The following is a 17,035-nucleotide window of genomic DNA, read 5'->3' on the forward strand; positions in this document are numbered from 1 at the left end:
CCACTCCGGGTTCCCCGGCGTCTCGAATCCTGGCCTGATCATGTCCTTCCTGCTCCACCAATCCCGCTTTTTCACGACCGTCAATCACTTACGTGATCTGCCGGCCACCGCGCAGCCCGAGATCTGCTTTGCGGGACGCTCAAATGCGGGCAAGTCCACGGCCATCAATATTTTGTGCAACCAGAAGCGCCTCGCGTTCGCCAGTAAGACGCCTGGGCGCACCCAGCACATCAATTATTTCTCGGTGGGCAAGGCGGACGAGCCGACCGCACACCTGGTCGACCTGCCGGGCTACGGTTACGCGGAAGTGCCGGGCGCGGCCAAAGCTCACTGGGAGGCGCTGCTCTCCACCTACCTGCAATCGCGCTCGCAACTGCGCGGCATGATCCTGATGATGGATTCGCGCCGACCTCTGACGGATCTGGACCGGCGCATGATCGAGTGGTTCGCGCCGACCGGCAAGCCGATCCACACGCTGCTGACCAAGTGCGACAAATTGACGCGCCAGGAGAGCGTGAACGCTTTGCGCGCGACGCAGAAAGGTTTGGCTGAATATCGTGCCGCCGGCTACCAGGGCGAATTGACCGCGCAGCTTTTCTCGGCGCTCAAGCGCATCGGCATCGACGAAGCGCACGAACTGATTGAAAGCTGGCTGATCCCCAACGCAAAAGGCGAAGCGGACGCCCCGCAGTGACCGCCCAGCCTGTCCCGGCCCACGAAAACACGCTCTTTCGGCCGCCCATAAAAAAACCCGCCGCTTTAACGGCGGGTCAAACAGCCTAATCGAAAAAACGACAGGCACCCGCTCAGGGAGGAGAAGCGGGGAGGTCAGCGCAGGGCGCCTTGCTCGATCGGTATGATATACCATTGTCTCGAAAAGTTTCCGGGAGCGGAGGCAGGCGCTACTTGTCCACTCCACACATCCACGTTTCTTCGATTCGTTTATGAGCTTCTACCCGCACTACCGTCCGCGCCGCATGCGCCGTGACGACTTCTCGCGCCGTCTGATGCGAGAAAACATCCTCACCACGAACGATCTGATCTATCCCGTGTTTGTCGTCGAAGGCACCAACGTGCGGCAAGCCGTACCGTCGATGCCGGGCGTCGAGCGCGTGTCGGTGGATCTGCTGATGGGCGTGGCCGAGCAATGCGTCGAGTTGGGCGTGCCGGTGCTGTCGCTCTTCCCGGCGATCGAGCCTTCCCTGAAGACGCCCGATGGCCGCGAAGCGACGAATCCCGCCGGGTTGATCCCGCGCGCGGTTCGCGAACTGAAAAAGAACTTCCCTGAACTCGGCGTGCTGACCGACGTCGCGCTCGATCCGTACACGAGCCACGGCCAGGATGGCGTGCTCGACGAAGCCGGCTATGTGATCAACGACGAAACCGTCGAGATCCTCGTCGACCAGGCGCGTGCGCAAGCTGAAGCGGGGGTCGATATCGTCGCGCCCTCGGACATGATGGACGGCCGCATCGGCGCGATCCGCGAAATGCTCGAGAGCGAGGGCTATATCCACACGCGCATCATGGCTTATGCGGCTAAATTCGCGTCGGCGTTTTACGGCCCGTTCCGCGATGCCGTAGGTTCCGCGGCGAACCTCGGCAAAAGCAACAAGATGACCTACCAGATTGACCCGGCCAATTCGAATGAAGCGCTGCGCGAAGTGCAAGCGGACATCGAGGAAGGTGCGGACATGGTGATGGTCAAGCCAGGCATGCCGTATCTGGACATCGTGCGTCGTGTGAAGGACGAGTTCAAGTTCCCGACTTACGTGTACCAGGTCAGCGGCGAATACGCGATGTTGAAGGCCGCTGCGCAGAACGGCTGGCTCGATCACGACAAGGCGATGATGGAATCGCTGCTGGCGTTCAAGCGGGCTGGCGCGGATGGCGTGCTGACCTACTTCGCACTGGATGCCGCGCGAATTTTGCGCGCACAGAAGTGACCTGATTCGATGACACGCCGCTCTGGCGGGCGGCGCTAGTCTGAACGCTTAAAAAGAAACGGAGGCGGACTTTTCAGTCCAGCCTCCGTTTCTTTATGCGGACCCGCGCGGTTGAACCGCGCCGCGACGCTAGGTGCCGGACGCAGTCACGCGATCGAGACTGCGCAAGAACTTGTCTGCGGACTCGTATCCGACAACGCGCAACACTTCCTTGCCACCTTGATCGAAGAAGATGATGCCCGGCGGCCCGAAAAGACTGAAACGCTTGAGCAGCATCTGATCGTCGGTGTTATTCGCGGTGACGTCGGCGCGCAGCAGATTCATCTGCTTCAACTTCGCCTGGACACGCGGATCGCTAAACGTGAACTTCTCCATCTCTTTGCAGCTCACGCACCAGTCTGCGTAAAAATCGAGCATAGCGGGCTGCGCAGCCGTTTTGACGGCCTCGTCGAGCTCGGCTGAGGAACGAACCGGAGCGAACGTCAGATCGCTCTGTGAGCCCGCATTCGGGGCACCGGACACGCCTGCTGCGTTAGCTTCCCCGCCACCGCGCGCGGCCAGCACGGCCAGCGGACGCAACGGATCGGATGAACCTGCCGCGAGGCCAACCAGCAACACCGCCGCCCAGATTGCCAGCGCCGCGCCGATACCCCGGCCGAGCCGGCGCCAGACGGAAGCCCCCGCTACGGGTGCCGAGAAAAGACCAAGTCCGGCTGCGGCGATCAGCAACCACAGCGCGCTCAACAGCATCGTCGCAGTCGCGCCGAGCACCGGCCAGACAATCCACAGAGCCGCGGCAAGCAGCACCACACCGAAAAACACCTTGACCCCGTTCATCCATGCGCCGGCGCGCGGCAGCAACGTACCGGCGCCGAGACCGATGATCAGAAGGGGCACGCCGAGCCCAAGTCCCATCGAGAACAACGCCGCACCGCCGAGCAAAGCGTCGCCCGTATGCGCGATGAAGGCCAGTACCGCAAATAGCGGCGCGGTCATGCAGGCGCCAACCACTAACGCGGACAGCGCGCCCATTACGGCCACCGCTGCAAACTTGCCGCCAGAACGCCCGCTCGATGCGCGCGAGACACCGTCTTGCCAGCGCTGCGGCAAGGCGATGTCGAAGCCCGCGATCAGGGTCAGCGCGAAGACTGTCAGCAATACGCCGAACGTGCCGAGTACCCAGGGGTTCTGCAGCCAGGCGCCGAGGCTCTGCCCAACCAGCGCTGCAGCAATGCCGAGCGCCGTATACACGAGCGCCATGCCGATCACATACGCCAGCGACAACGCAAAACCGCGAGCCCGCGTCACTCGTGCGCCTTCGCCGATGATGATCGCGGACAGGATCGGAATCATCGGATACGAGCATGGCAGCAAACTAAGCACGACGCCGGCCACAAAATAGAGCCCGATGATCGCGAAGAAGCCGCCGCCTTGCAGTAGCGATTGCGCATAGTCAGCGCTGGTGACGCGCTCATACCATGGCGCGCCGGCTGCTGCGGATTGCTGCGGGGAGGCTGCCGCGGCGGCGCTACCGGCCGGCTGCAACGCCTCGCCGCTCACGTGATACACACGCTCCATCGGCGGATAGCAGATACCGGCATCGGCGCAGCCTTGCGACGTGACAGCGAGATCGAACGGCCCTGCCGCCTGTTTCACCGGGATACGGATCGTCAGTTCATTTCGATAGGTTTCGACGTTCTTGTTGAAGGTCTGATCGAACTTGACGTGGCCAGCCGGCAATTGCGGTTCGCCGATCGTCGCCGCGCCATTGCGGGTCGCGAAGGCGAAGCGCTCGCGGTACATGTAGTAACCGTCCGCAATCTTGTAGGTGACGTCGACTTCACCGGGTTTCTCGGTCGCGCTGAACTTGAAGGCGACGGCGGGATCGAGGAAATCATCTGCGGCGTGGGCAAGCGTGCCGAACTGCGTGAATATCAGACAGCCAAGCAGAACAAGGAACGTGCGCAGCGCATTGCGCGCAACTCGGGTGGAACCGTTAAACATGGAGAGGACGTTGAGTTTCAGCGGTGAGCCACTGGCCGTACGCGGCCGATGCCGTAGCTTGCCACGAGAGGATTTCCGGCGTGTCGTAGGGATGGTGCGCCTGAATGTACTGCTCGAGTTCCAGCGCGCGTGCGTTGCTCGTCTTGAACAGTAACTGAATCTCCTGCGCCGCTTCGATCGAGCCCTGCCAGTGGTAACTGGACTGAACCGTCCCCAACTGCGTGACGCACGCGCACAAGCGTGCGGCCAGTACATCCGCGGCGAGCTTCTGAGCAACGGTGGCATCTGGTACCGTCGTCAGAATCAAGGTTACATTCACGCTCACAAAGGCTCCGGACAGGCACGATTCAGGTGCCGATATCGTATCACCTAGCCTTGCGATGCCGCAGACGCTCCTGGCGCAGGCGTGCGGCATTTGGCCGCCGCAATCTACGGCTTGTGATGAAATTCGTCGCCATAAACAAAAAAGCCAGGCTTGGCGCCTGGCTTTTTTCGATGCCAAGAAAGCTTACTCAGCTTCTTGCACTTCAACTTCTTCGACTTCCGGACGGTCCAGCAATTCGACCAGTGCCATCGGTGCGTTGTCGCCGACGCGGAAGCCGAACTTCAGGACGCGCAGGTAGCCGCCCGGACGGGTAGCGTAACGCGGGCCGAGGACTTCGAACAGCTTCGTGACCGAGTCACGATCGCGCAGGCGGTTGAACGCCAGACGACGATTTGCCAGCGACGGCTTCTTGCCGAGCGTGATCAGCGGCTCGACGACTTTACGGAGTTCTTTCGCCTTCGGCAGCGTCGTCTTGATGACTTCGTGCTCGATCAACGAGTTGGACATATTACGGAGCATTGCCAGACGGTGGCTGCTCGTGCGGTTCAGTTTCCGCAGACCATGACGGTGACGCATGTTAATTCCTTTGATTCAAAGTTTTGGTCCAGCTCTTCTATCGCGCTCGACGAACCGGAGGTTTGCGAGTGCACGGGCCGGTAGTGAAAAAAGACAAGACGCGGATTTTAAAGGAAAATCCGCGTCTTTGCCAGTGCAGCGACGGGTTCTATCCCGGGATGACTTCTCGACTTACTTGTCCAAACCTGCCGGCGGCCAGTTTTCGAGTTTCATGCCCAGCGTCAAACCACGCGACGCGAGTACTTCCTTGATTTCGTTCAACGACTTGCGACCCAGATTCGGGGTCTTGAGCAACTCGTTTTCCGTGCGCTGGATCAGATCGCCGATGTAGTAAATGTTCTCGGCCTTCAGGCAGTTCGCGGAACGAACCGTCAGTTCGAGATCATCAACCGGACGCAGCAGGATCGGATCGATCTGCGGTGCACGCGACGGCGCTTCAGCCGTTGCTTCGGTACCTTCCAGTGCAGCGAACACCGACAGTTGATCAACCAGAATACGCGCCGATTGACGGATCGCTTCTTCCGGTGAGATCACGCCGTTGGTCTCGATGTTCATCACGAGCTTGTCGAGGTCGGTACGCTGTTCGACGCGAGCGCTTTCAACGGCGTAGCTCACGCGGCGAACCGGCGAGAACGACGCGTCCAGCACGATACGGCCGATGATCTTGGCCGATTCTTCGCCGTAACGACGCACATTGCCCGGCACATAACCACGGCCTTTTTCGACCTTGATCTGCACGTCGAGCTTGCCGCCCTTCGACAGATGAGCAATCACGTGATCCGGATTGATCACTTCGCAATCGTGCGCGAGTTCGATGTCGCCGGCGGTGACAACACCTTCGCCTTCCTTGCGCAGCGTAACCGTCACTTCGTCACGGTTATGCAGCTTGAACACCACGCCCTTCAGGTTCAACAACAGGTTGACCACATCCTCTTGCACACCGTCGAGCGTCGAATACTCATGTACGACGCCTGCGATCGTCACTTCGGTAGGCGCGTAACCCACCATCGACGACAACAGCACGCGCCGAAGCGCGTTACCCAAGGTGTGGCCATAACCGCGTTCAAACGGTTCCATGACCACTTTCGCGTGGCTCTCACCAAGCGATTCAACTGCGATGATCTTGGGCTTCAACAAACTGGTTTGCATAGGTTTTCCTTTTCAATACCCTCGGCTCGTTACACCGATAAGGCTGACCGGTAACAACCTGAAAATAAACAGCCGAGACGCCCCCTTGCGCATCGCAATCGGGGTGCCCCGGCCGTTAATCCGATTACCGCGAATACAATTCGACGATCAGGCTTTCGTTGATATCGCCAGCGATGTCGCTGCGTTCCGGCTTCGACTTGAACGTGCCTTCGAATTTCTTCGAATCGACAGCGACCCAGCTCGGCAGACCGCCTTGCTCAGCCAACGACAGCGCTTCGAGAATACGCGCCTGCTTCTTCTTTTGTTCGCGCACTGCGACGACGTCGCCTGCCTTCACTTGCATCGACGGGATGTTCGACACAACGCCATTCACCGTGATCGCCTTGTGGCTCACGAGTTGACGTGCTTCAGCGCGCGTCGAACCGAAGCCCATGCGATACACGACGTTGTCGAGACGCGATTCGAGCAATTGCAGCAGGTTTTCACCCGTGTTGCCCTTCAGGCGGTCGGCTTCAGCGAAGTAACGGCGGAACTGGCGCTCGAGAACACCATAGATGCGCTTCACTTTTTGCTTTTCGCGCAGCTGCGTACCGTAGTCGGACGTACGTGCACCCGACGTGCGGCCATGTTGGCCAGGCTTGCTGTCAAGCTTGCACTTGTCAGCGAGCGAACGACGGGCGCTCTTCAGGAAGAGGTCAGTGCCTTCACGGCGGGACAGCTTGGCCTTAGGGCCGATATAACGTGCCACGTTGATTCCTTCTGTGATTAATCACACAAACTTGCGTTCGCGCTAGTCCGAACCCTTTGGGCCGAACGGTGGGCTTAGTCAATTCAATAACGCAAGCAGCCCGTCGTCGCCGGCACATAACCCGGCGGCAACAGGCGCTAGCGAAACAAGCGTCTTAGATACGACGACGCTTCGGCGGACGGCAGCCGTTGTGCGGTACCGGCGTCACGTCGGAGATCGCGGTGATCTTGATGCCAAGACCATGCAACGCGCGCACCGCGGACTCACGGCCAGGGCCTGGGCCCTTGATCCGCACTTCGAGGTTCTTCACGCCGTATTCCATCGCCACGCGGCCGGCCGATTCGGCTGCCACCTGAGCTGCAAACGGGGTCGATTTACGCGAACCCTTGAAGCCCTGACCACCCGACGTTGCCCAGGCAAGTGCATTGCCTTGACGATCGGTGATCGTGATGATGGTGTTGTTGAACGACGCGTGAACGTGAACCACGCCCTCGGCGACGTTCTTCTTGACCTTCTTGCGAACGCGTTGCGCCGCGGAGTTGTTCGAAGCCTTAGCCATTACGTTTTCCTGTAACTGTCAGTTCCGCTTACTTCTTCAGCGATTGCGCTGCACGACGCGGACCCTTGCGCGTACGGGCATTCGTACGCGTGCGTTGGCCACGCAGGGGCAAGCCCTTACGATGACGCACGCCACGGTAGCAGCCGAGATCCATCAGGCGCTTAATGTTCATCGTCGTTTCACGGCGCAGATCGCCTTCAACGATGAACTTGCCGACTTCTTCACGCAGCTTTTCGAGGTCTGCGTCGTTCAGGTCTTTGACCTTCTTCGAAAATGCCACACCAGCAGCGACGCAGATGTCGCGCGAGCGCGTGCGGCCGACACCGTAAATAGCCGTCAGGCCGATTTCGGTATGCTGGTGATTCGGGATGTTAACCCCTGCGATACGAGCCATTGTTTTTCCTCAAACAAAAAGCGCAGCAAAAAGCGCGGCGTTCAGCCTTGACGCTGTTTGTGGCGCGGATCAGAGCTGCAAATCACGCGCACAACGCCTTTGCGCTTAATGATCTTGCAATTGCGGCAAATGCGCTTAACCGATGCCATCACTTTCATGATATTACCCTTTTTTCAAATCACTTCGCCCGGAACACGATCCGCGCACGCGACAGATCGTAAGGCGTCAATTCAACCGTCACCTTGTCGCCCGGCAGGATTCGGATGTAGTGCATCCGCATCTTGCCGGATATGTGTCCCAATACGACATGGCCGTTTTCCAGCTTCACCCTAAAGGTAGCGTTAGGCAGGTTTTCGATGACTTCACCCTGCATCTGGATAACATCGTCTTTGGCCATAAGTCCTTTCAACGCATCGGGACGCCGCCGCCTTTGAAGTTAGCTTTCTTCAGCAGCGATTCATACTGTTGCGACATAACGTACGACTGCACCTGCGCCATGAAATCCATTGTGACGACGACAATGATCAGCAGCGACGTTCCACCAAAATAAAACGGCACGTTCCAGCGCAGTACCAGAAATTCAGGCAGCAGACAAACAAACACGATGTAGATCGCACCAGCCAGCGTAAGACGCGTCAGGATACGGTCGATATATCGCGCTGTTTGATCGCCCGGGCGGATGCCTGGGACGAAAGCGCCACTCTTTTTCAGGTTGTCGGCCGTTTCCCTGCTGTTGAACACCAGTGCGGTGTAGAAGAAGCAGAAGAAGACGATCGCCAACGCGTACAGCAACACGTACACGGGTTGACCGGGCTTAAGGGCTTCGGCCACGTTGTGCAACGTGTCTGCGAACCAGCTGGTACGCGACCCCGAACTAAACCAGTTCAGGATAGTTGCCGGGAAGAGAATGATCGACGATGCAAAGATCGGCGGAATCACGCCCGACATATTCAACTTCAGCGGCAGATGCGAAGACTGTCCGCCGTAAATCTTGTTACCGACCTGCCGCTTGGCGTAGTTCACAAGAATCTTGCGCTGGCCACGTTCGATGAACACAACCAGATACGTCACTGCAGCAATCAGCGCGACCACGATAATCGCCGAGATGATGCTCATCGAGCCGGTTCGCACCAATTCGAAAAGACCACCGATTGCGTTCGGGAAGCCGGCCGCAATACCACCGAAAATGATGATCGAAATACCGTTACCAAGCCCGCGTTCCGTGATCTGCTCACCCAGCCACATCAGGAACATCGTGCCGGTTACCAGCGTCACGACCGTCGTCAACCGAAACACCATCCCCGGATCGATCACCAGGCCCGGCTGATTTTCCAGTGCGACGGCAATGCCGAACGCCTGGAACGTCGCCAGCAGAACCGTAAAGACACGCGTGTACTGCGTAATCTTCCGTTGTCCAGCCTGCCCTTCCTTTTTCAGCGCTTCCAGCTGCGGCGAGACAATCGCCAGCAACTGCATGATGATCGACGCCGAAATGTACGGCATGATCCCCAGCGCAAAAATCGTGAACCGCGAAAGTGCACCACCCGAGAACATGTTAAACATGCCAAGGATGCCGCCCGACTGGCTTTGGAACAGCTTTGCCAGTTGGTCCGGGTCAATACCCGGCACCGGAATGTGCGCGCCGATACGGTAGACGATCAACGCCAGCAGCAGGAACACTGCACGCCGACGCAGATCGCCAAACTTCGCCGCGCTGCGACCGGGTTTTGCGAGACTCGGACTGTTAGCCAAGTACCTTCTCCGATGCAAATGCTAGTGACGGCAAATAAATCGCGCGTTACTCGGCAAAAGAGCCACCGGCTGCTTCAATAGCAGCGCGTGCACCCTTCGTCGCACCCAGACCCTTCACAACGATCTTGCGCTTGAGCTCGCCCGTCGCGATGATCTTGGCGCTCTTGATCAGCTCGCCGACCAGGCCGGCTTGCTTCAGAGCCAGCAGATCGATTTCATCGACCGGCAGCTTTTCCAGATCGGAGAGACGCACTTCACCAACGAATTCCTTCGTCAGCGAGGTGAAGCCACGCTTCGGCAGGCGACGTTGCAGCGGCATTTGACCGCCTTCGAAGCCAACCTTGTGAAAGCCGCCCGAACGCGACTTCTGACCCTTGTGACCACGGCCAGCAGTCTTGCCCAGACCGGAGCCGATACCACGGCCGACGCGACGCTTAGCGTGCTTCGAGCCTTCAGCCGGCTTCAGGTTATTCAATTCCATTATCAACTCCTTGAGTCCTGGTCAGCCGCTTAGCCGATGACCTTAACGAGGTACGAAACCTTGTTGATCATGCCGCGCACAGCCGGCGTGTCCTGCAACTCGCTAACCGAATTGAGTCGGCGCAGACCCAGGCCACGCACCGTTGCACGGTGCGTTTCACGGGTGCCGATCAGGCTCTTGACGAGCTGGACCTTGACAGTTTTATCAGACATGGTGTCCACCTTAGCCCAGAATATCTTCGACGGACTTGCCGCGCTTCGCCGCGATATCACCCGGCGTCGACTGCTTGCGCAGACCGTCGAGCGTTGCACGAACGAGGTTGTACGGGTTCGTCGAACCGTGGCTCTTGGCCACAACGTTCTGCACGCCCATCACGTCGAACACTGCGCGCATCGGGCCACCAGCGATCACACCGGTACCGTCCTTGGCCGGAGCCAGGAGGACCATCGATGCGCCGTGCTTACCGTGCACTTCGTGTTGCAGGGTACCGTTCTTAAGCGGCACCTTGAACATGTTGCGGCGAGCCTGTTCCATCGCCTTCTGAACAGCGACCGGCACTTCCTTCGCCTTGCCCTTGCCCATACCGACGCGGCCATCACCGTCGCCAACCACGGTCAGTGCGGCGAAACCGAGAATCCGGCCACCCTTCACAACCTTGGTCACGCGGTTGACCGAAATCATCTTTTCGCGCAGGCCGTCGTCGCGTTCGTCAGCCTGAACTTTCGCTTGCATCTTTGCCATGACGAATTCTTCCCTTAGAACTTGAGTCCGGCTTCGCGCGCCGCATCAGCCAGCGCTTTCACGCGGCCGTGGTAACGGAAACCCGAACGGTCGAAGGCGACGGATTCGATGCCGGCAGCCTTAGCCTTTTCTGCAATGCGCTTACCGATCAGGGTCGCAGCAGCGACGTTGCCGCCCTTGCCAGTCTGATCAGCCAGTTGCGCACGCACTTCGGCTTCGAGCGTCGACGCGCTGGCGAGCACCTTGGTGCCGCACGGCGAGAACACTTGCGCATAAATGTGCGTGTTCGTGCGATGCACGGCGAGACGCGCGACCTGCAGCTCAGCGATCTTGATACGCGTCTGACGAGCGCGGCGCAGGCGAGATTGAGTCTTATCCATGATTGCGCACCCTTACTTCTTCTTCGTTTCTTTGAGGATCACAACCTCATTGGCGTAACGCACACCCTTGCCCTTGTAGGGCTCCGGCGGGCGATAGCCGCGCACTTCTGCAGCGACTTGGCCAACTTGTTGCTTGTTGATCCCCTTGATCACGATTTCGGTTTGCGTCGGGGTTTCAGCCTTGACGCCTTCCGGCATCTGGTGCACCACGGGGTGCGAGAAACCCAGCGACAGGTTCAGCTTGTCGCCTTGCGCCTGTGCGCGGTAACCGACGCCAACCAGCGTCAGCTTGCGCTCGAAACCCTTCGTCACGCCGTTCACCATGTTCGCAACCAGTGCGCGCATCGTGCCCGACATCGCATTCGCTTCGCGGCTTTCGTCCACCGGCTCGAACTTCAGCGTGCCGTTGTCGTTCACCACCTTCACGAGGCTGTTTGCAGCCTGCGAAATCGTACCCAGCGGGCCCTTGACGGTAATGCGTTCGTCGCTCAGGGCCACTTCTGCGCCTTGCAGCGCGATCGGGCTTTTACCTACTCGAGACATGTTTCTCTCCTTTCGGCCTTAAGCGACGTAGCAGATGACTTCGCCGCCAACGCCCGTTGCACGCGCCTTGCGGTCCGTCATCACGCCCTTCGGCGTCGACACGATTGCCACGCCGAGGCCATTCATGACCACGGGGATGTCGTTACGGCCGCGGTACACACGCAGACCAGGCTTCGAAACGCGTTCAATGCGCTCGATCACCGGACGGCCAGCGTAGTACTTCAACACGATGTTCAATTCAGACTTCGCACCTTCGGACTTCACTGCGAAATCATCGATATAGCCTTCGTCCTTCAGGACCTGCGCAATCGCAACCTTGACTTTCGACGAGGGCATTGTCACCGAAACTTTCTCAACCATCTGCGCATTGCGGATGCGAGTCAGCATATCGGCGATAGGATCACTCATGCTCATTTACGTTTCTCCTATTACCAGCTCGCCTTGGTCAGGCCAGGGATCTCGCCGCGGAACGCGATTTCGCGAATCTTGTTACGCGCCAGCCCGAATTTACGGAACGTGCCACGTGGGCGACCGGTAATTGCACAACGATTGCGCTTACGGGTCGGGTTAGAGTTGCGCGGCAGTTGTTGCAGTTCCAGACGTGCTGCGTAATGCTCTTCGTCCGACTTGCTCATATCGCCGATGATCGCTTTCAGCTCAGCACGCTTGGGAGCGTACTTAGCGGCCAGGCGAGCACGCTTCTTTTCACGTTCGATCAGTGCCAGTTTAGCCACGGTAACCTCAGTTTCTGAACGGGAACTTGAAGCTGGCGAGCAGAGCCTTTGCTTCGTCGTCGGTCTTCGCAGTTGTCGTGATGCTGATGTTCAGCCCACGCAGTGCGTCGATCTTGTCGTAGTCGATTTCGGGGAAAATGATCTGCTCTTTCACACCGATGTTGTAGTTGCCGCGACCATCGAACGCACGACCCGACACGCCACGGAAGTCGCGCACACGGGGGAGCGCAACCGTCACGAAACGGTCCAGAAATTCGTACATTGCCTGACCACGCAACGTGACCATTGCACCGATCGGATAGCCCTGACGGATCTTGAAGCCAGCGATTGCCTTGCGTGCCTTCGTGATCACCGGCTTCTGGCCTGCGATCTTCGTCAGGTCGCCAACGGCGTTCTCGATGATCTTCTTGTCAGCAACCGCTTCGCCAAGGCCCATGTTCAGGGTGATCTTGGTGATGCGCGGCACTTCCATCACGGACTTGTAACCGAACTTCTCGATGAGGCCGGGTACAACCTTCTCTTTGTAAAACTCTTGCAAACGAGCCATTTTTTTACTCCGCAGCGTCAGGCGCTCAGCACGGCACCGGTCGTCTTAAGGAAACGGACTTTCTTGTCTCCCTCGACCTTGATGCCTACACGCGACGCCTTGCCATTCGCGTCGACCAATGCGACGTTCGAAATTTGCAGCGGCATCGTCTTGGCTTCCACGCCACCCGTCGTACCCTTCATCGGGTTCGGCTTGACGTGCTTCTTGACGAGGTTGATGCCCTCGACAATTACTTTGTCTTCGCCAACGGACAGCACGACGCCGCGCTTGCCTTTATCTTTGCCGGTGATGACGATAACCTCGTCACCTTTGCGAATCTTGTTCATCGCGACTCCTTACAGCACTTCAGGTGCCAGCGAAACGATCTTCATGAATCGTTCGCTGCGCAACTCGCGCGTAACAGGCCCGAAAATACGGGTGCCAATAGGTTCGAGCTTGGCATTCAACAGCACTGCTGCATTGCCGTCGAACTTGATCAGCGAGCCGTCTTGACGACGTACGCCCTTGGCGGTGCGAACCACCACGGCGTTGTAAATTTCGCCTTTCTTCACGCGCCCGCGCGGCGTTGCTTCTTTGACGGTCACCTTGATGATGTCGCCAATGCTGGCATAACGACGCTTCGAGCCGCCGAGAACCTTGATGCACATGACTTCACGCGCACCGGTGTTGTCGGCCACTTCAAGCCGAGTTTCGGTCTGGATCATGGTTTATCTATCCCAACTTAATCCGGTCACACCACCATGGCGTACCCGGTCAGTCTTGGTCCCGTCAGCCAATCGGCTGCTTGGGTATGAACAGCAGCGACGGCAAACGAAACCCGCCATCGCAATCCGGTGAATCCTTCGGAACAGACTGGCGCCTGAACCGCTTCCCCCACCAACTTCGCCCGCGACGGGGCTCCCATAAAAGAGGGAAGACCGAGATTATAACAAATAATCTCGGTCTTGCAAGCGAAACTTACTGCGATTTCAACTACTTCTACAACTTCGCGGCGTCAGATGACGCGAGCAGCCTCGACCAGGCGAGCCACAACCCAAGCTTTCGTCTTCGAAATCGGACGCGTTTCCTGGATTTCAACGAGGTCACCCTCGTTGTACGTGTTCGCATCGTCGTGCGCGTGGTACTTCTTCGAACGCACAACGTACTTGCCGTAGATCGGGTGCTTCACGCGGTGCTCAACCAGCACGGTGACCGTCTTGTCCATCTTGTTGCTGACGACCTTGCCGACCAGCGTCCGCTTGAGCGAGGTTTTTACGCTATCGTTCATTTCTGGTTCGCCTTCTCAGTCAGGACGGTCCGCACACGTGCGATGTCGCGACGGACCTTCTTCAGCTGGCTCGTGTTCGTGAGCTGCTGGGTCGCGAGTTGCATGCGCAGGCCGAATTGCGCCTTCAACAGGTCCGACAGCTCCTTGTTGAGCGCGGCCTGATCTTTCTGGTGAAGTTCGGAAGCCTTCATCATTTGCTCCTTAGGCGCCGAGCTGACGCACGATAAACGTCGTCTTGAGCGGCAGCTTAGCTGCAGCCAGACGGAACGCTTCGCGTGCCAGCTCTTCGGTTACGCCGTCCATTTCGTACAGCATCTTGCCCGGTTGAATCTCTGCGACGTAGTACTCAGGGTTACCCTTACCGTTACCCATCCGTACTTCAGCCGGCTTATGCGAGATCGGCTTGTCCGGGAAAATGCGGATCCAGATGCGGCCACCACGCTTGATGTGACGCGTCATTGCACGACGTGCCGCTTCAATCTGGCGCGCGGTCAAACGACCACGACCGATAGCCTTCAGGCCGAACTCACCGAACGACACCGCGTTGCCGCGGGTAGCGATACCGGTGTTACGACCCTTCTGCTCTTTGCGATACTTTCTGCGTTTCGGTTGCAGCATCGTTATTCTCCAGTCTTCCCGTCGCCGCCAGCACCGCCAGCACGACGAGGAGCGCCACGGCGTGCACCTGCCGGGCCACCACCTTCACCATCACGACGCGGACGGCGATCGCCACCCGGACGTGCGTTGCGGCGCGGACGCTTTTCTTCGGCGACTTCTTCAACCACCGGTGCGTCATTGCGGCCGAGCGTGTCGCCCTTGTAGACCCACACCTTCACGCCGATGATGCCGTACGTCGTCTTCGCTTCCGAAGTTGCGTAGTCGATATCAGCACGCAGCGTATGAAGCGGTACGCGACCTTCGCGATACCATTCCGTACGAGCGATTTCGATACCGTTCAGGCGGCCAGCGCTCATGATCTTGATGCCTTGAGCACCCAGACGCATTGCGTTTTGCATCGCACGCTTCATCGCACGGCGGAACATAATCCGGCGCTCGAGTTGTTGCGTGATCGAATCCGCGATCAGTTGCGCATCGGTTTCCGGCTTACGGATTTCTTCGATGTTGACGTGGACCGGAACGCCCATGCGGCGTTGCAGTTCCGACTTCAGCAGCTCGATATCCTCGCCCTTCTTACCGATGACCACACCCGGACGCGAGCTATAAATCGTGATGCGCGCGTTTTTCGCCGGACGCTCGATAACGACGCGACCAACCGAAGCGTTTTTCAGCTTCTTCTTCAGGTATTCACGAACACCGATGTCTTCCTGCAACATCGCCGCGAAATTGTTGTTGTTCGCGTACCAACGCGACGCCCAATTGCGGCTGACGGCCAAACGGAAGCCAGTCGGATGAATTTTCTGTCCCATCGTATGACCCCTTAATTCCCGACCGTCACAGTGATGTGACAGGATTGCTTCTCGATGCGGTTACCACGGCCTTTAGCGCGCGCGGTAAAACGCTTGAGCGAGGCAGCCTTGTCGACCATGATGCTCGTTACCTTGAGCTCGTCGATATCAGCGCCTTCGTTATGCTCCGCATTCGCGATCGCCGACAGCACAACCTTTTTCACGATTCCCGCAGCCTTCTTCGGCGAGAACGTCAGAACGTTCAGCGCCTTGTCGACCGGCAAACCGCGGATCTGGTCAGCCACAAGGCGCGTTTTCTGCGCCGAGATGCGGGCACCGCGATGAATTGCTTTCACTTCCATCATGATCCCCTTATTTCTTAGCCTTCTTGTCGGCTGCATGACCCTTGAACGTCCGGGTCAATGCGAACTCGCCAAGCTTGTGGCCGACCATGTTTTCCGAGATGTACACCGGAACGTGTTGACGGCCGTTATGCACAGCAATCGTCAAACCGATGAAATCCGGCAGAATCGTCGAACGACGCGACCAGGTTTTGATCGGCTTCTTATCACGCGCAGCAGCTGCCGACTCAACTTTCTTCAGCAAATGGGCGTCGCAGAACGGACCTTTTTTTACAGAACGTGCCATTGCCTACTCCTTAACGCTTGTGACGGCGCTGGACGATCATGCTCGTCGTGCGCTTGTTGCTGCGGGTGCGATAACCCTTAGCAGGCGTGCCCCACGGGCTCACCGGATCGCGACCTGCAGCCGTCTTGCCTTCACCACCACCGTGCGGGTGATCGACCGGGTTCATTGCAACGCCACGCACCGTCGGGCGGATACCGCGCCAGCGGTTCGCGCCAGCCTTACCGATTTGACGGAGGCTGTGCTCTTCGTTGCCAACTTCACCAATCGTCGCGCGGCATTCAACGTGAACGCGGCGGATTTCACCCGAACGCAGGCGGACCTGTGCGTAGATGCCTTCACGAGCCAGCAGCATCGCCGACGTACCAGCCGAACGCGCCATTTGCGCGCCCTTGCCCGGCAGCATTTCGATGCAGTGAATCGTCGTACCGACCGGAATGTTGCGGATCGGCAGCGTGTTACCTGCGCGGATCGGAGCTTCCGAACCCGACATCAGTTGCTGACCGACCGTCACACCCTTCGGAGCGATGATGTACTTGCGCTCGCCGTCTGCGTACAGAACCAGCGCGATGTTCGCGCTACGGTTCGGATCGTACTCAAGACGTTCGACCTTTGCCGGAATGCCGTCCTTGTTGCGACGGAAATCGACGACACGGTAGTGATGCTTGTGACCGCCACCCTTATGACGCGTGGTGATGTGACCGTTGTTGTTACGGCCGGCGGTCGTGGATTGCGAGTCGAGCAGCGGTGCGAACGGCTTGCCCTTATGCAGATCCTTGTTGACCACCTTGACCATCGCACGGCGACCCGGCGAAGTCGGCTTAACTTTAACGATTGCCAT

Annotated in this window: 29 protein-coding genes; 2 read left to right on the top strand and 27 right to left on the bottom strand. The window is 58.5% G+C overall.

Annotated features, from left to right (window positions below; all coding sequences use genetic code 11):
• Nucleotides 1–40: 40 nt before the first annotated feature.
• Together yihA and hemB are read left to right on the top strand one after the other, a co-directional pair.
• Nucleotides 41–694, top strand: a complete 654-nt coding sequence (gene yihA / locus GH665_RS19565; RefSeq protein ID WP_153137662.1) for a ribosome biogenesis GTP-binding protein YihA/YsxC — start codon at nucleotides 41–43, stop codon at nucleotides 692–694.
• 250 nt (nucleotides 695–944) lie between these two features.
• Nucleotides 945–1,943, top strand: coding sequence for a porphobilinogen synthase (gene hemB / locus GH665_RS19570; RefSeq protein ID WP_153137663.1), 999 nt, complete (start codon nucleotides 945–947; stop codon nucleotides 1,941–1,943).
• A gap of 129 nt (nucleotides 1,944–2,072) precedes the next feature.
• Here hemB and dsbD read toward each other — a convergent pair whose 3' ends face one another.
• From dsbD to rplB, 27 genes are all read right to left on the bottom strand, one after another.
• A complete protein-coding gene (gene dsbD, locus GH665_RS19575) occupies nucleotides 2,073–3,947 on the bottom strand; it encodes a protein-disulfide reductase DsbD (RefSeq protein ID WP_153137665.1) in 1,875 nt (624 codons plus the stop codon).
• Nucleotides 3,940–4,272: a divalent-cation tolerance protein CutA gene (gene cutA / locus GH665_RS19580; protein WP_028199576.1), complete on the bottom strand. Its 333-nt coding sequence runs from the start codon at nucleotides 4,270–4,272 to the stop codon at nucleotides 3,940–3,942. The genes dsbD and cutA overlap by 8 nt, the downstream gene beginning before the upstream one ends.
• A gap of 183 nt (nucleotides 4,273–4,455) precedes the next feature.
• Nucleotides 4,456–4,848 carry a 50S ribosomal protein L17 gene (gene rplQ / locus GH665_RS19585; protein WP_006052227.1) on the bottom strand — a complete coding sequence of 131 codons (393 nt, stop codon included), beginning with the start codon at nucleotides 4,846–4,848 and terminating at the stop codon, nucleotides 4,456–4,458.
• A gap of 171 nt (nucleotides 4,849–5,019) precedes the next feature.
• On the bottom strand, nucleotides 5,020–5,997 hold the full coding sequence (locus GH665_RS19590; protein ID WP_028199575.1) for a DNA-directed RNA polymerase subunit alpha: 978 nt from the start codon (nucleotides 5,995–5,997) through the stop codon (nucleotides 5,020–5,022).
• Between the two features lie 124 nt (nucleotides 5,998–6,121).
• On the bottom strand, nucleotides 6,122–6,745 hold the full coding sequence (rpsD, locus tag GH665_RS19595; protein WP_027800372.1) for a 30S ribosomal protein S4: 624 nt from the start codon (nucleotides 6,743–6,745) through the stop codon (nucleotides 6,122–6,124).
• A 154-nt stretch (nucleotides 6,746–6,899) separates the two neighbouring features.
• Entirely contained in the window at nucleotides 6,900–7,304 is a 405-nt protein-coding gene (gene rpsK / locus GH665_RS19600) for a 30S ribosomal protein S11 (protein ID WP_006052224.1), read from the bottom strand.
• A 28-nt stretch (nucleotides 7,305–7,332) separates the two neighbouring features.
• On the bottom strand, nucleotides 7,333–7,698 hold the full coding sequence (gene rpsM / locus GH665_RS19605) for a 30S ribosomal protein S13 (protein ID WP_012434566.1): 366 nt from the start codon (nucleotides 7,696–7,698) through the stop codon (nucleotides 7,333–7,335).
• Between the two features lie 41 nt (nucleotides 7,699–7,739).
• On the bottom strand, nucleotides 7,740–7,856 hold the full coding sequence (rpmJ, locus tag GH665_RS19610) for a 50S ribosomal protein L36 (RefSeq protein ID WP_004199844.1): 117 nt from the start codon (nucleotides 7,854–7,856) through the stop codon (nucleotides 7,740–7,742).
• A 20-nt stretch (nucleotides 7,857–7,876) separates the two neighbouring features.
• Nucleotides 7,877–8,095, bottom strand: a complete 219-nt coding sequence (gene infA, locus GH665_RS19615; RefSeq protein WP_004521905.1) for a translation initiation factor IF-1 — start codon at nucleotides 8,093–8,095, stop codon at nucleotides 7,877–7,879.
• An 8-nt stretch (nucleotides 8,096–8,103) separates the two neighbouring features.
• Entirely contained in the window at nucleotides 8,104–9,450 is a 1,347-nt protein-coding gene (secY, locus tag GH665_RS19620; protein ID WP_028199573.1) for a preprotein translocase subunit SecY, read from the bottom strand.
• 46 nt (nucleotides 9,451–9,496) lie between these two features.
• Complete coding sequence (gene rplO / locus GH665_RS19625; protein ID WP_074301421.1) at nucleotides 9,497–9,931, bottom strand: 50S ribosomal protein L15; 435 nt, start codon at nucleotides 9,929–9,931, stop codon at nucleotides 9,497–9,499.
• 29 nt (nucleotides 9,932–9,960) lie between these two features.
• A complete protein-coding gene (gene rpmD, locus GH665_RS19630) occupies nucleotides 9,961–10,143 on the bottom strand; it encodes a 50S ribosomal protein L30 (protein ID WP_028199571.1) in 183 nt (60 codons plus the stop codon).
• 10 nt (nucleotides 10,144–10,153) lie between these two features.
• Nucleotides 10,154–10,672, bottom strand: a complete 519-nt coding sequence (gene rpsE / locus GH665_RS19635; RefSeq protein ID WP_006052219.1) for a 30S ribosomal protein S5 — start codon at nucleotides 10,670–10,672, stop codon at nucleotides 10,154–10,156.
• A 14-nt stretch (nucleotides 10,673–10,686) separates the two neighbouring features.
• A complete protein-coding gene (gene rplR, locus GH665_RS19640; RefSeq protein ID WP_006052218.1) occupies nucleotides 10,687–11,052 on the bottom strand; it encodes a 50S ribosomal protein L18 in 366 nt (121 codons plus the stop codon).
• A gap of 12 nt (nucleotides 11,053–11,064) precedes the next feature.
• Nucleotides 11,065–11,595 carry a 50S ribosomal protein L6 gene (gene rplF, locus GH665_RS19645; RefSeq protein ID WP_028199570.1) on the bottom strand — a complete coding sequence of 177 codons (531 nt, stop codon included), beginning with the start codon at nucleotides 11,593–11,595 and terminating at the stop codon, nucleotides 11,065–11,067.
• Between the two features lie 18 nt (nucleotides 11,596–11,613).
• The gene (gene rpsH, locus GH665_RS19650; protein ID WP_006052216.1) at nucleotides 11,614–12,009 is read right to left on the bottom strand and encodes a 30S ribosomal protein S8; all 396 of its coding nucleotides are present in this window, start codon (nucleotides 12,007–12,009) and stop codon (nucleotides 11,614–11,616) included.
• Between the two features lie 14 nt (nucleotides 12,010–12,023).
• Entirely contained in the window at nucleotides 12,024–12,329 is a 306-nt protein-coding gene (gene rpsN / locus GH665_RS19655) for a 30S ribosomal protein S14 (RefSeq protein ID WP_006052215.1), read from the bottom strand.
• 7 nt (nucleotides 12,330–12,336) lie between these two features.
• Nucleotides 12,337–12,876, bottom strand: coding sequence for a 50S ribosomal protein L5 (gene rplE / locus GH665_RS19660; protein ID WP_006052214.1), 540 nt, complete (start codon nucleotides 12,874–12,876; stop codon nucleotides 12,337–12,339).
• Nucleotides 12,877–12,893: 17 nt separating this feature from the next.
• A complete protein-coding gene (gene rplX, locus GH665_RS19665; protein ID WP_028199569.1) occupies nucleotides 12,894–13,202 on the bottom strand; it encodes a 50S ribosomal protein L24 in 309 nt (102 codons plus the stop codon).
• Between the two features lie 9 nt (nucleotides 13,203–13,211).
• Entirely contained in the window at nucleotides 13,212–13,580 is a 369-nt protein-coding gene (rplN, locus tag GH665_RS19670; RefSeq protein WP_006052212.1) for a 50S ribosomal protein L14, read from the bottom strand.
• A gap of 290 nt (nucleotides 13,581–13,870) precedes the next feature.
• Nucleotides 13,871–14,143: a 30S ribosomal protein S17 gene (gene rpsQ, locus GH665_RS19675; RefSeq protein WP_007180129.1), complete on the bottom strand. Its 273-nt coding sequence runs from the start codon at nucleotides 14,141–14,143 to the stop codon at nucleotides 13,871–13,873.
• Nucleotides 14,140–14,334: a 50S ribosomal protein L29 gene (gene rpmC, locus GH665_RS19680; RefSeq protein ID WP_007180130.1), complete on the bottom strand. Its 195-nt coding sequence runs from the start codon at nucleotides 14,332–14,334 to the stop codon at nucleotides 14,140–14,142. The genes rpsQ and rpmC overlap by 4 nt, the downstream gene beginning before the upstream one ends.
• Before the next feature lie 10 nt (nucleotides 14,335–14,344).
• Nucleotides 14,345–14,761: a 50S ribosomal protein L16 gene (gene rplP / locus GH665_RS19685; RefSeq protein WP_007180131.1), complete on the bottom strand. Its 417-nt coding sequence runs from the start codon at nucleotides 14,759–14,761 to the stop codon at nucleotides 14,345–14,347.
• Nucleotides 14,762–14,763: 2 nt separating this feature from the next.
• On the bottom strand, nucleotides 14,764–15,570 hold the full coding sequence (rpsC, locus tag GH665_RS19690) for a 30S ribosomal protein S3 (RefSeq protein ID WP_020070582.1): 807 nt from the start codon (nucleotides 15,568–15,570) through the stop codon (nucleotides 14,764–14,766).
• A gap of 11 nt (nucleotides 15,571–15,581) precedes the next feature.
• Complete coding sequence (rplV, locus tag GH665_RS19695; protein WP_197070230.1) at nucleotides 15,582–15,914, bottom strand: 50S ribosomal protein L22; 333 nt, start codon at nucleotides 15,912–15,914, stop codon at nucleotides 15,582–15,584.
• A gap of 7 nt (nucleotides 15,915–15,921) precedes the next feature.
• Nucleotides 15,922–16,197 carry a 30S ribosomal protein S19 gene (gene rpsS / locus GH665_RS19700; protein WP_054036552.1) on the bottom strand — a complete coding sequence of 92 codons (276 nt, stop codon included), beginning with the start codon at nucleotides 16,195–16,197 and terminating at the stop codon, nucleotides 15,922–15,924.
• Nucleotides 16,198–16,207: 10 nt separating this feature from the next.
• Complete coding sequence (rplB, locus tag GH665_RS19705; protein WP_063497538.1) at nucleotides 16,208–17,035, bottom strand: 50S ribosomal protein L2; 828 nt, start codon at nucleotides 17,033–17,035, stop codon at nucleotides 16,208–16,210.

The sequence above is a fragment of the Paraburkholderia agricolaris genome (genome assembly GCF_009455635.1).
GTDB lineage: Bacteria > Pseudomonadota > Gammaproteobacteria > Burkholderiales > Burkholderiaceae > Paraburkholderia > Paraburkholderia agricolaris.

What these genes read in the sequence shown, in the direction of transcription:
- rpsH (WP_006052216.1), bottom strand. Translation starts at nt 12,009, where the DNA reads ATGAGCATGAGTGATCCTATCGCCGATATGCTGACTCGCATCCGCAAT.
- rpmC (WP_007180130.1), bottom strand. Translation starts at nt 14,334, where the DNA reads ATGAAGGCTTCCGAACTTCACCAGAAAGATCAGGCCGCGCTCAACAAG.
- rpsK (WP_006052224.1), bottom strand. Translation starts at nt 7,304, where the DNA reads ATGGCTAAGGCTTCGAACAACTCCGCGGCGCAACGCGTTCGCAAGAAG.
- rpsQ (WP_007180129.1), bottom strand. Translation starts at nt 14,143, where the DNA reads ATGAACGATAGCGTAAAAACCTCGCTCAAGCGGACGCTGGTCGGCAAG.
- infA (WP_004521905.1), bottom strand. Translation starts at nt 8,095, where the DNA reads ATGGCCAAAGACGATGTTATCCAGATGCAGGGTGAAGTCATCGAAAAC.
- rpmD (WP_028199571.1), bottom strand. Translation starts at nt 10,143, where the DNA reads ATGTCTGATAAAACTGTCAAGGTCCAGCTCGTCAAGAGCCTGATCGGC.
- rplN (WP_006052212.1), bottom strand. Translation starts at nt 13,580, where the DNA reads ATGATCCAGACCGAAACTCGGCTTGAAGTGGCCGACAACACCGGTGCG.
- rplE (WP_006052214.1), bottom strand. Translation starts at nt 12,876, where the DNA reads ATGGCTCGTTTGCAAGAGTTTTACAAAGAGAAGGTTGTACCCGGCCTC.
- rplP (WP_007180131.1), bottom strand. Translation starts at nt 14,761, where the DNA reads ATGCTGCAACCGAAACGCAGAAAGTATCGCAAAGAGCAGAAGGGTCGT.
- rplR (WP_006052218.1), bottom strand. Translation starts at nt 11,052, where the DNA reads ATGGATAAGACTCAATCTCGCCTGCGCCGCGCTCGTCAGACGCGTATC.
- rpsC (WP_020070582.1), bottom strand. Translation starts at nt 15,570, where the DNA reads ATGGGACAGAAAATTCATCCGACTGGCTTCCGTTTGGCCGTCAGCCGC.
- rpmJ (WP_004199844.1), bottom strand. Translation starts at nt 7,856, where the DNA reads ATGAAAGTGATGGCATCGGTTAAGCGCATTTGCCGCAATTGCAAGATC.
- rpsE (WP_006052219.1), bottom strand. Translation starts at nt 10,672, where the DNA reads ATGGCAAAGATGCAAGCGAAAGTTCAGGCTGACGAACGCGACGACGGC.
- rplF (WP_028199570.1), bottom strand. Translation starts at nt 11,595, where the DNA reads ATGTCTCGAGTAGGTAAAAGCCCGATCGCGCTGCAAGGCGCAGAAGTG.
- rplX (WP_028199569.1), bottom strand. Translation starts at nt 13,202, where the DNA reads ATGAACAAGATTCGCAAAGGTGACGAGGTTATCGTCATCACCGGCAAA.
- yihA (WP_153137662.1), top strand. Translation starts at nt 41, where the DNA reads ATGTCCTTCCTGCTCCACCAATCCCGCTTTTTCACGACCGTCAATCAC.
- dsbD (WP_153137665.1), bottom strand. Translation starts at nt 3,947, where the DNA reads ATGTTTAACGGTTCCACCCGAGTTGCGCGCAATGCGCTGCGCACGTTC.
- rplQ (WP_006052227.1), bottom strand. Translation starts at nt 4,848, where the DNA reads ATGCGTCACCGTCATGGTCTGCGGAAACTGAACCGCACGAGCAGCCAC.
- rplV (WP_197070230.1), bottom strand. Translation starts at nt 15,914, where the DNA reads ATGATGGAAGTGAAAGCAATTCATCGCGGTGCCCGCATCTCGGCGCAG.
- hemB (WP_153137663.1), top strand. Translation starts at nt 945, where the DNA reads ATGAGCTTCTACCCGCACTACCGTCCGCGCCGCATGCGCCGTGACGAC.
- rplB (WP_063497538.1), bottom strand. Translation starts at nt 17,035, where the DNA reads ATGGCAATCGTTAAAGTTAAGCCGACTTCGCCGGGTCGCCGTGCGATG.
- rpsM (WP_012434566.1), bottom strand. Translation starts at nt 7,698, where the DNA reads ATGGCTCGTATCGCAGGGGTTAACATCCCGAATCACCAGCATACCGAA.
- GH665_RS19590 (WP_028199575.1), bottom strand. Translation starts at nt 5,997, where the DNA reads ATGCAAACCAGTTTGTTGAAGCCCAAGATCATCGCAGTTGAATCGCTT.
- rpsS (WP_054036552.1), bottom strand. Translation starts at nt 16,197, where the DNA reads ATGGCACGTTCTGTAAAAAAAGGTCCGTTCTGCGACGCCCATTTGCTG.
- rplO (WP_074301421.1), bottom strand. Translation starts at nt 9,931, where the DNA reads ATGGAATTGAATAACCTGAAGCCGGCTGAAGGCTCGAAGCACGCTAAG.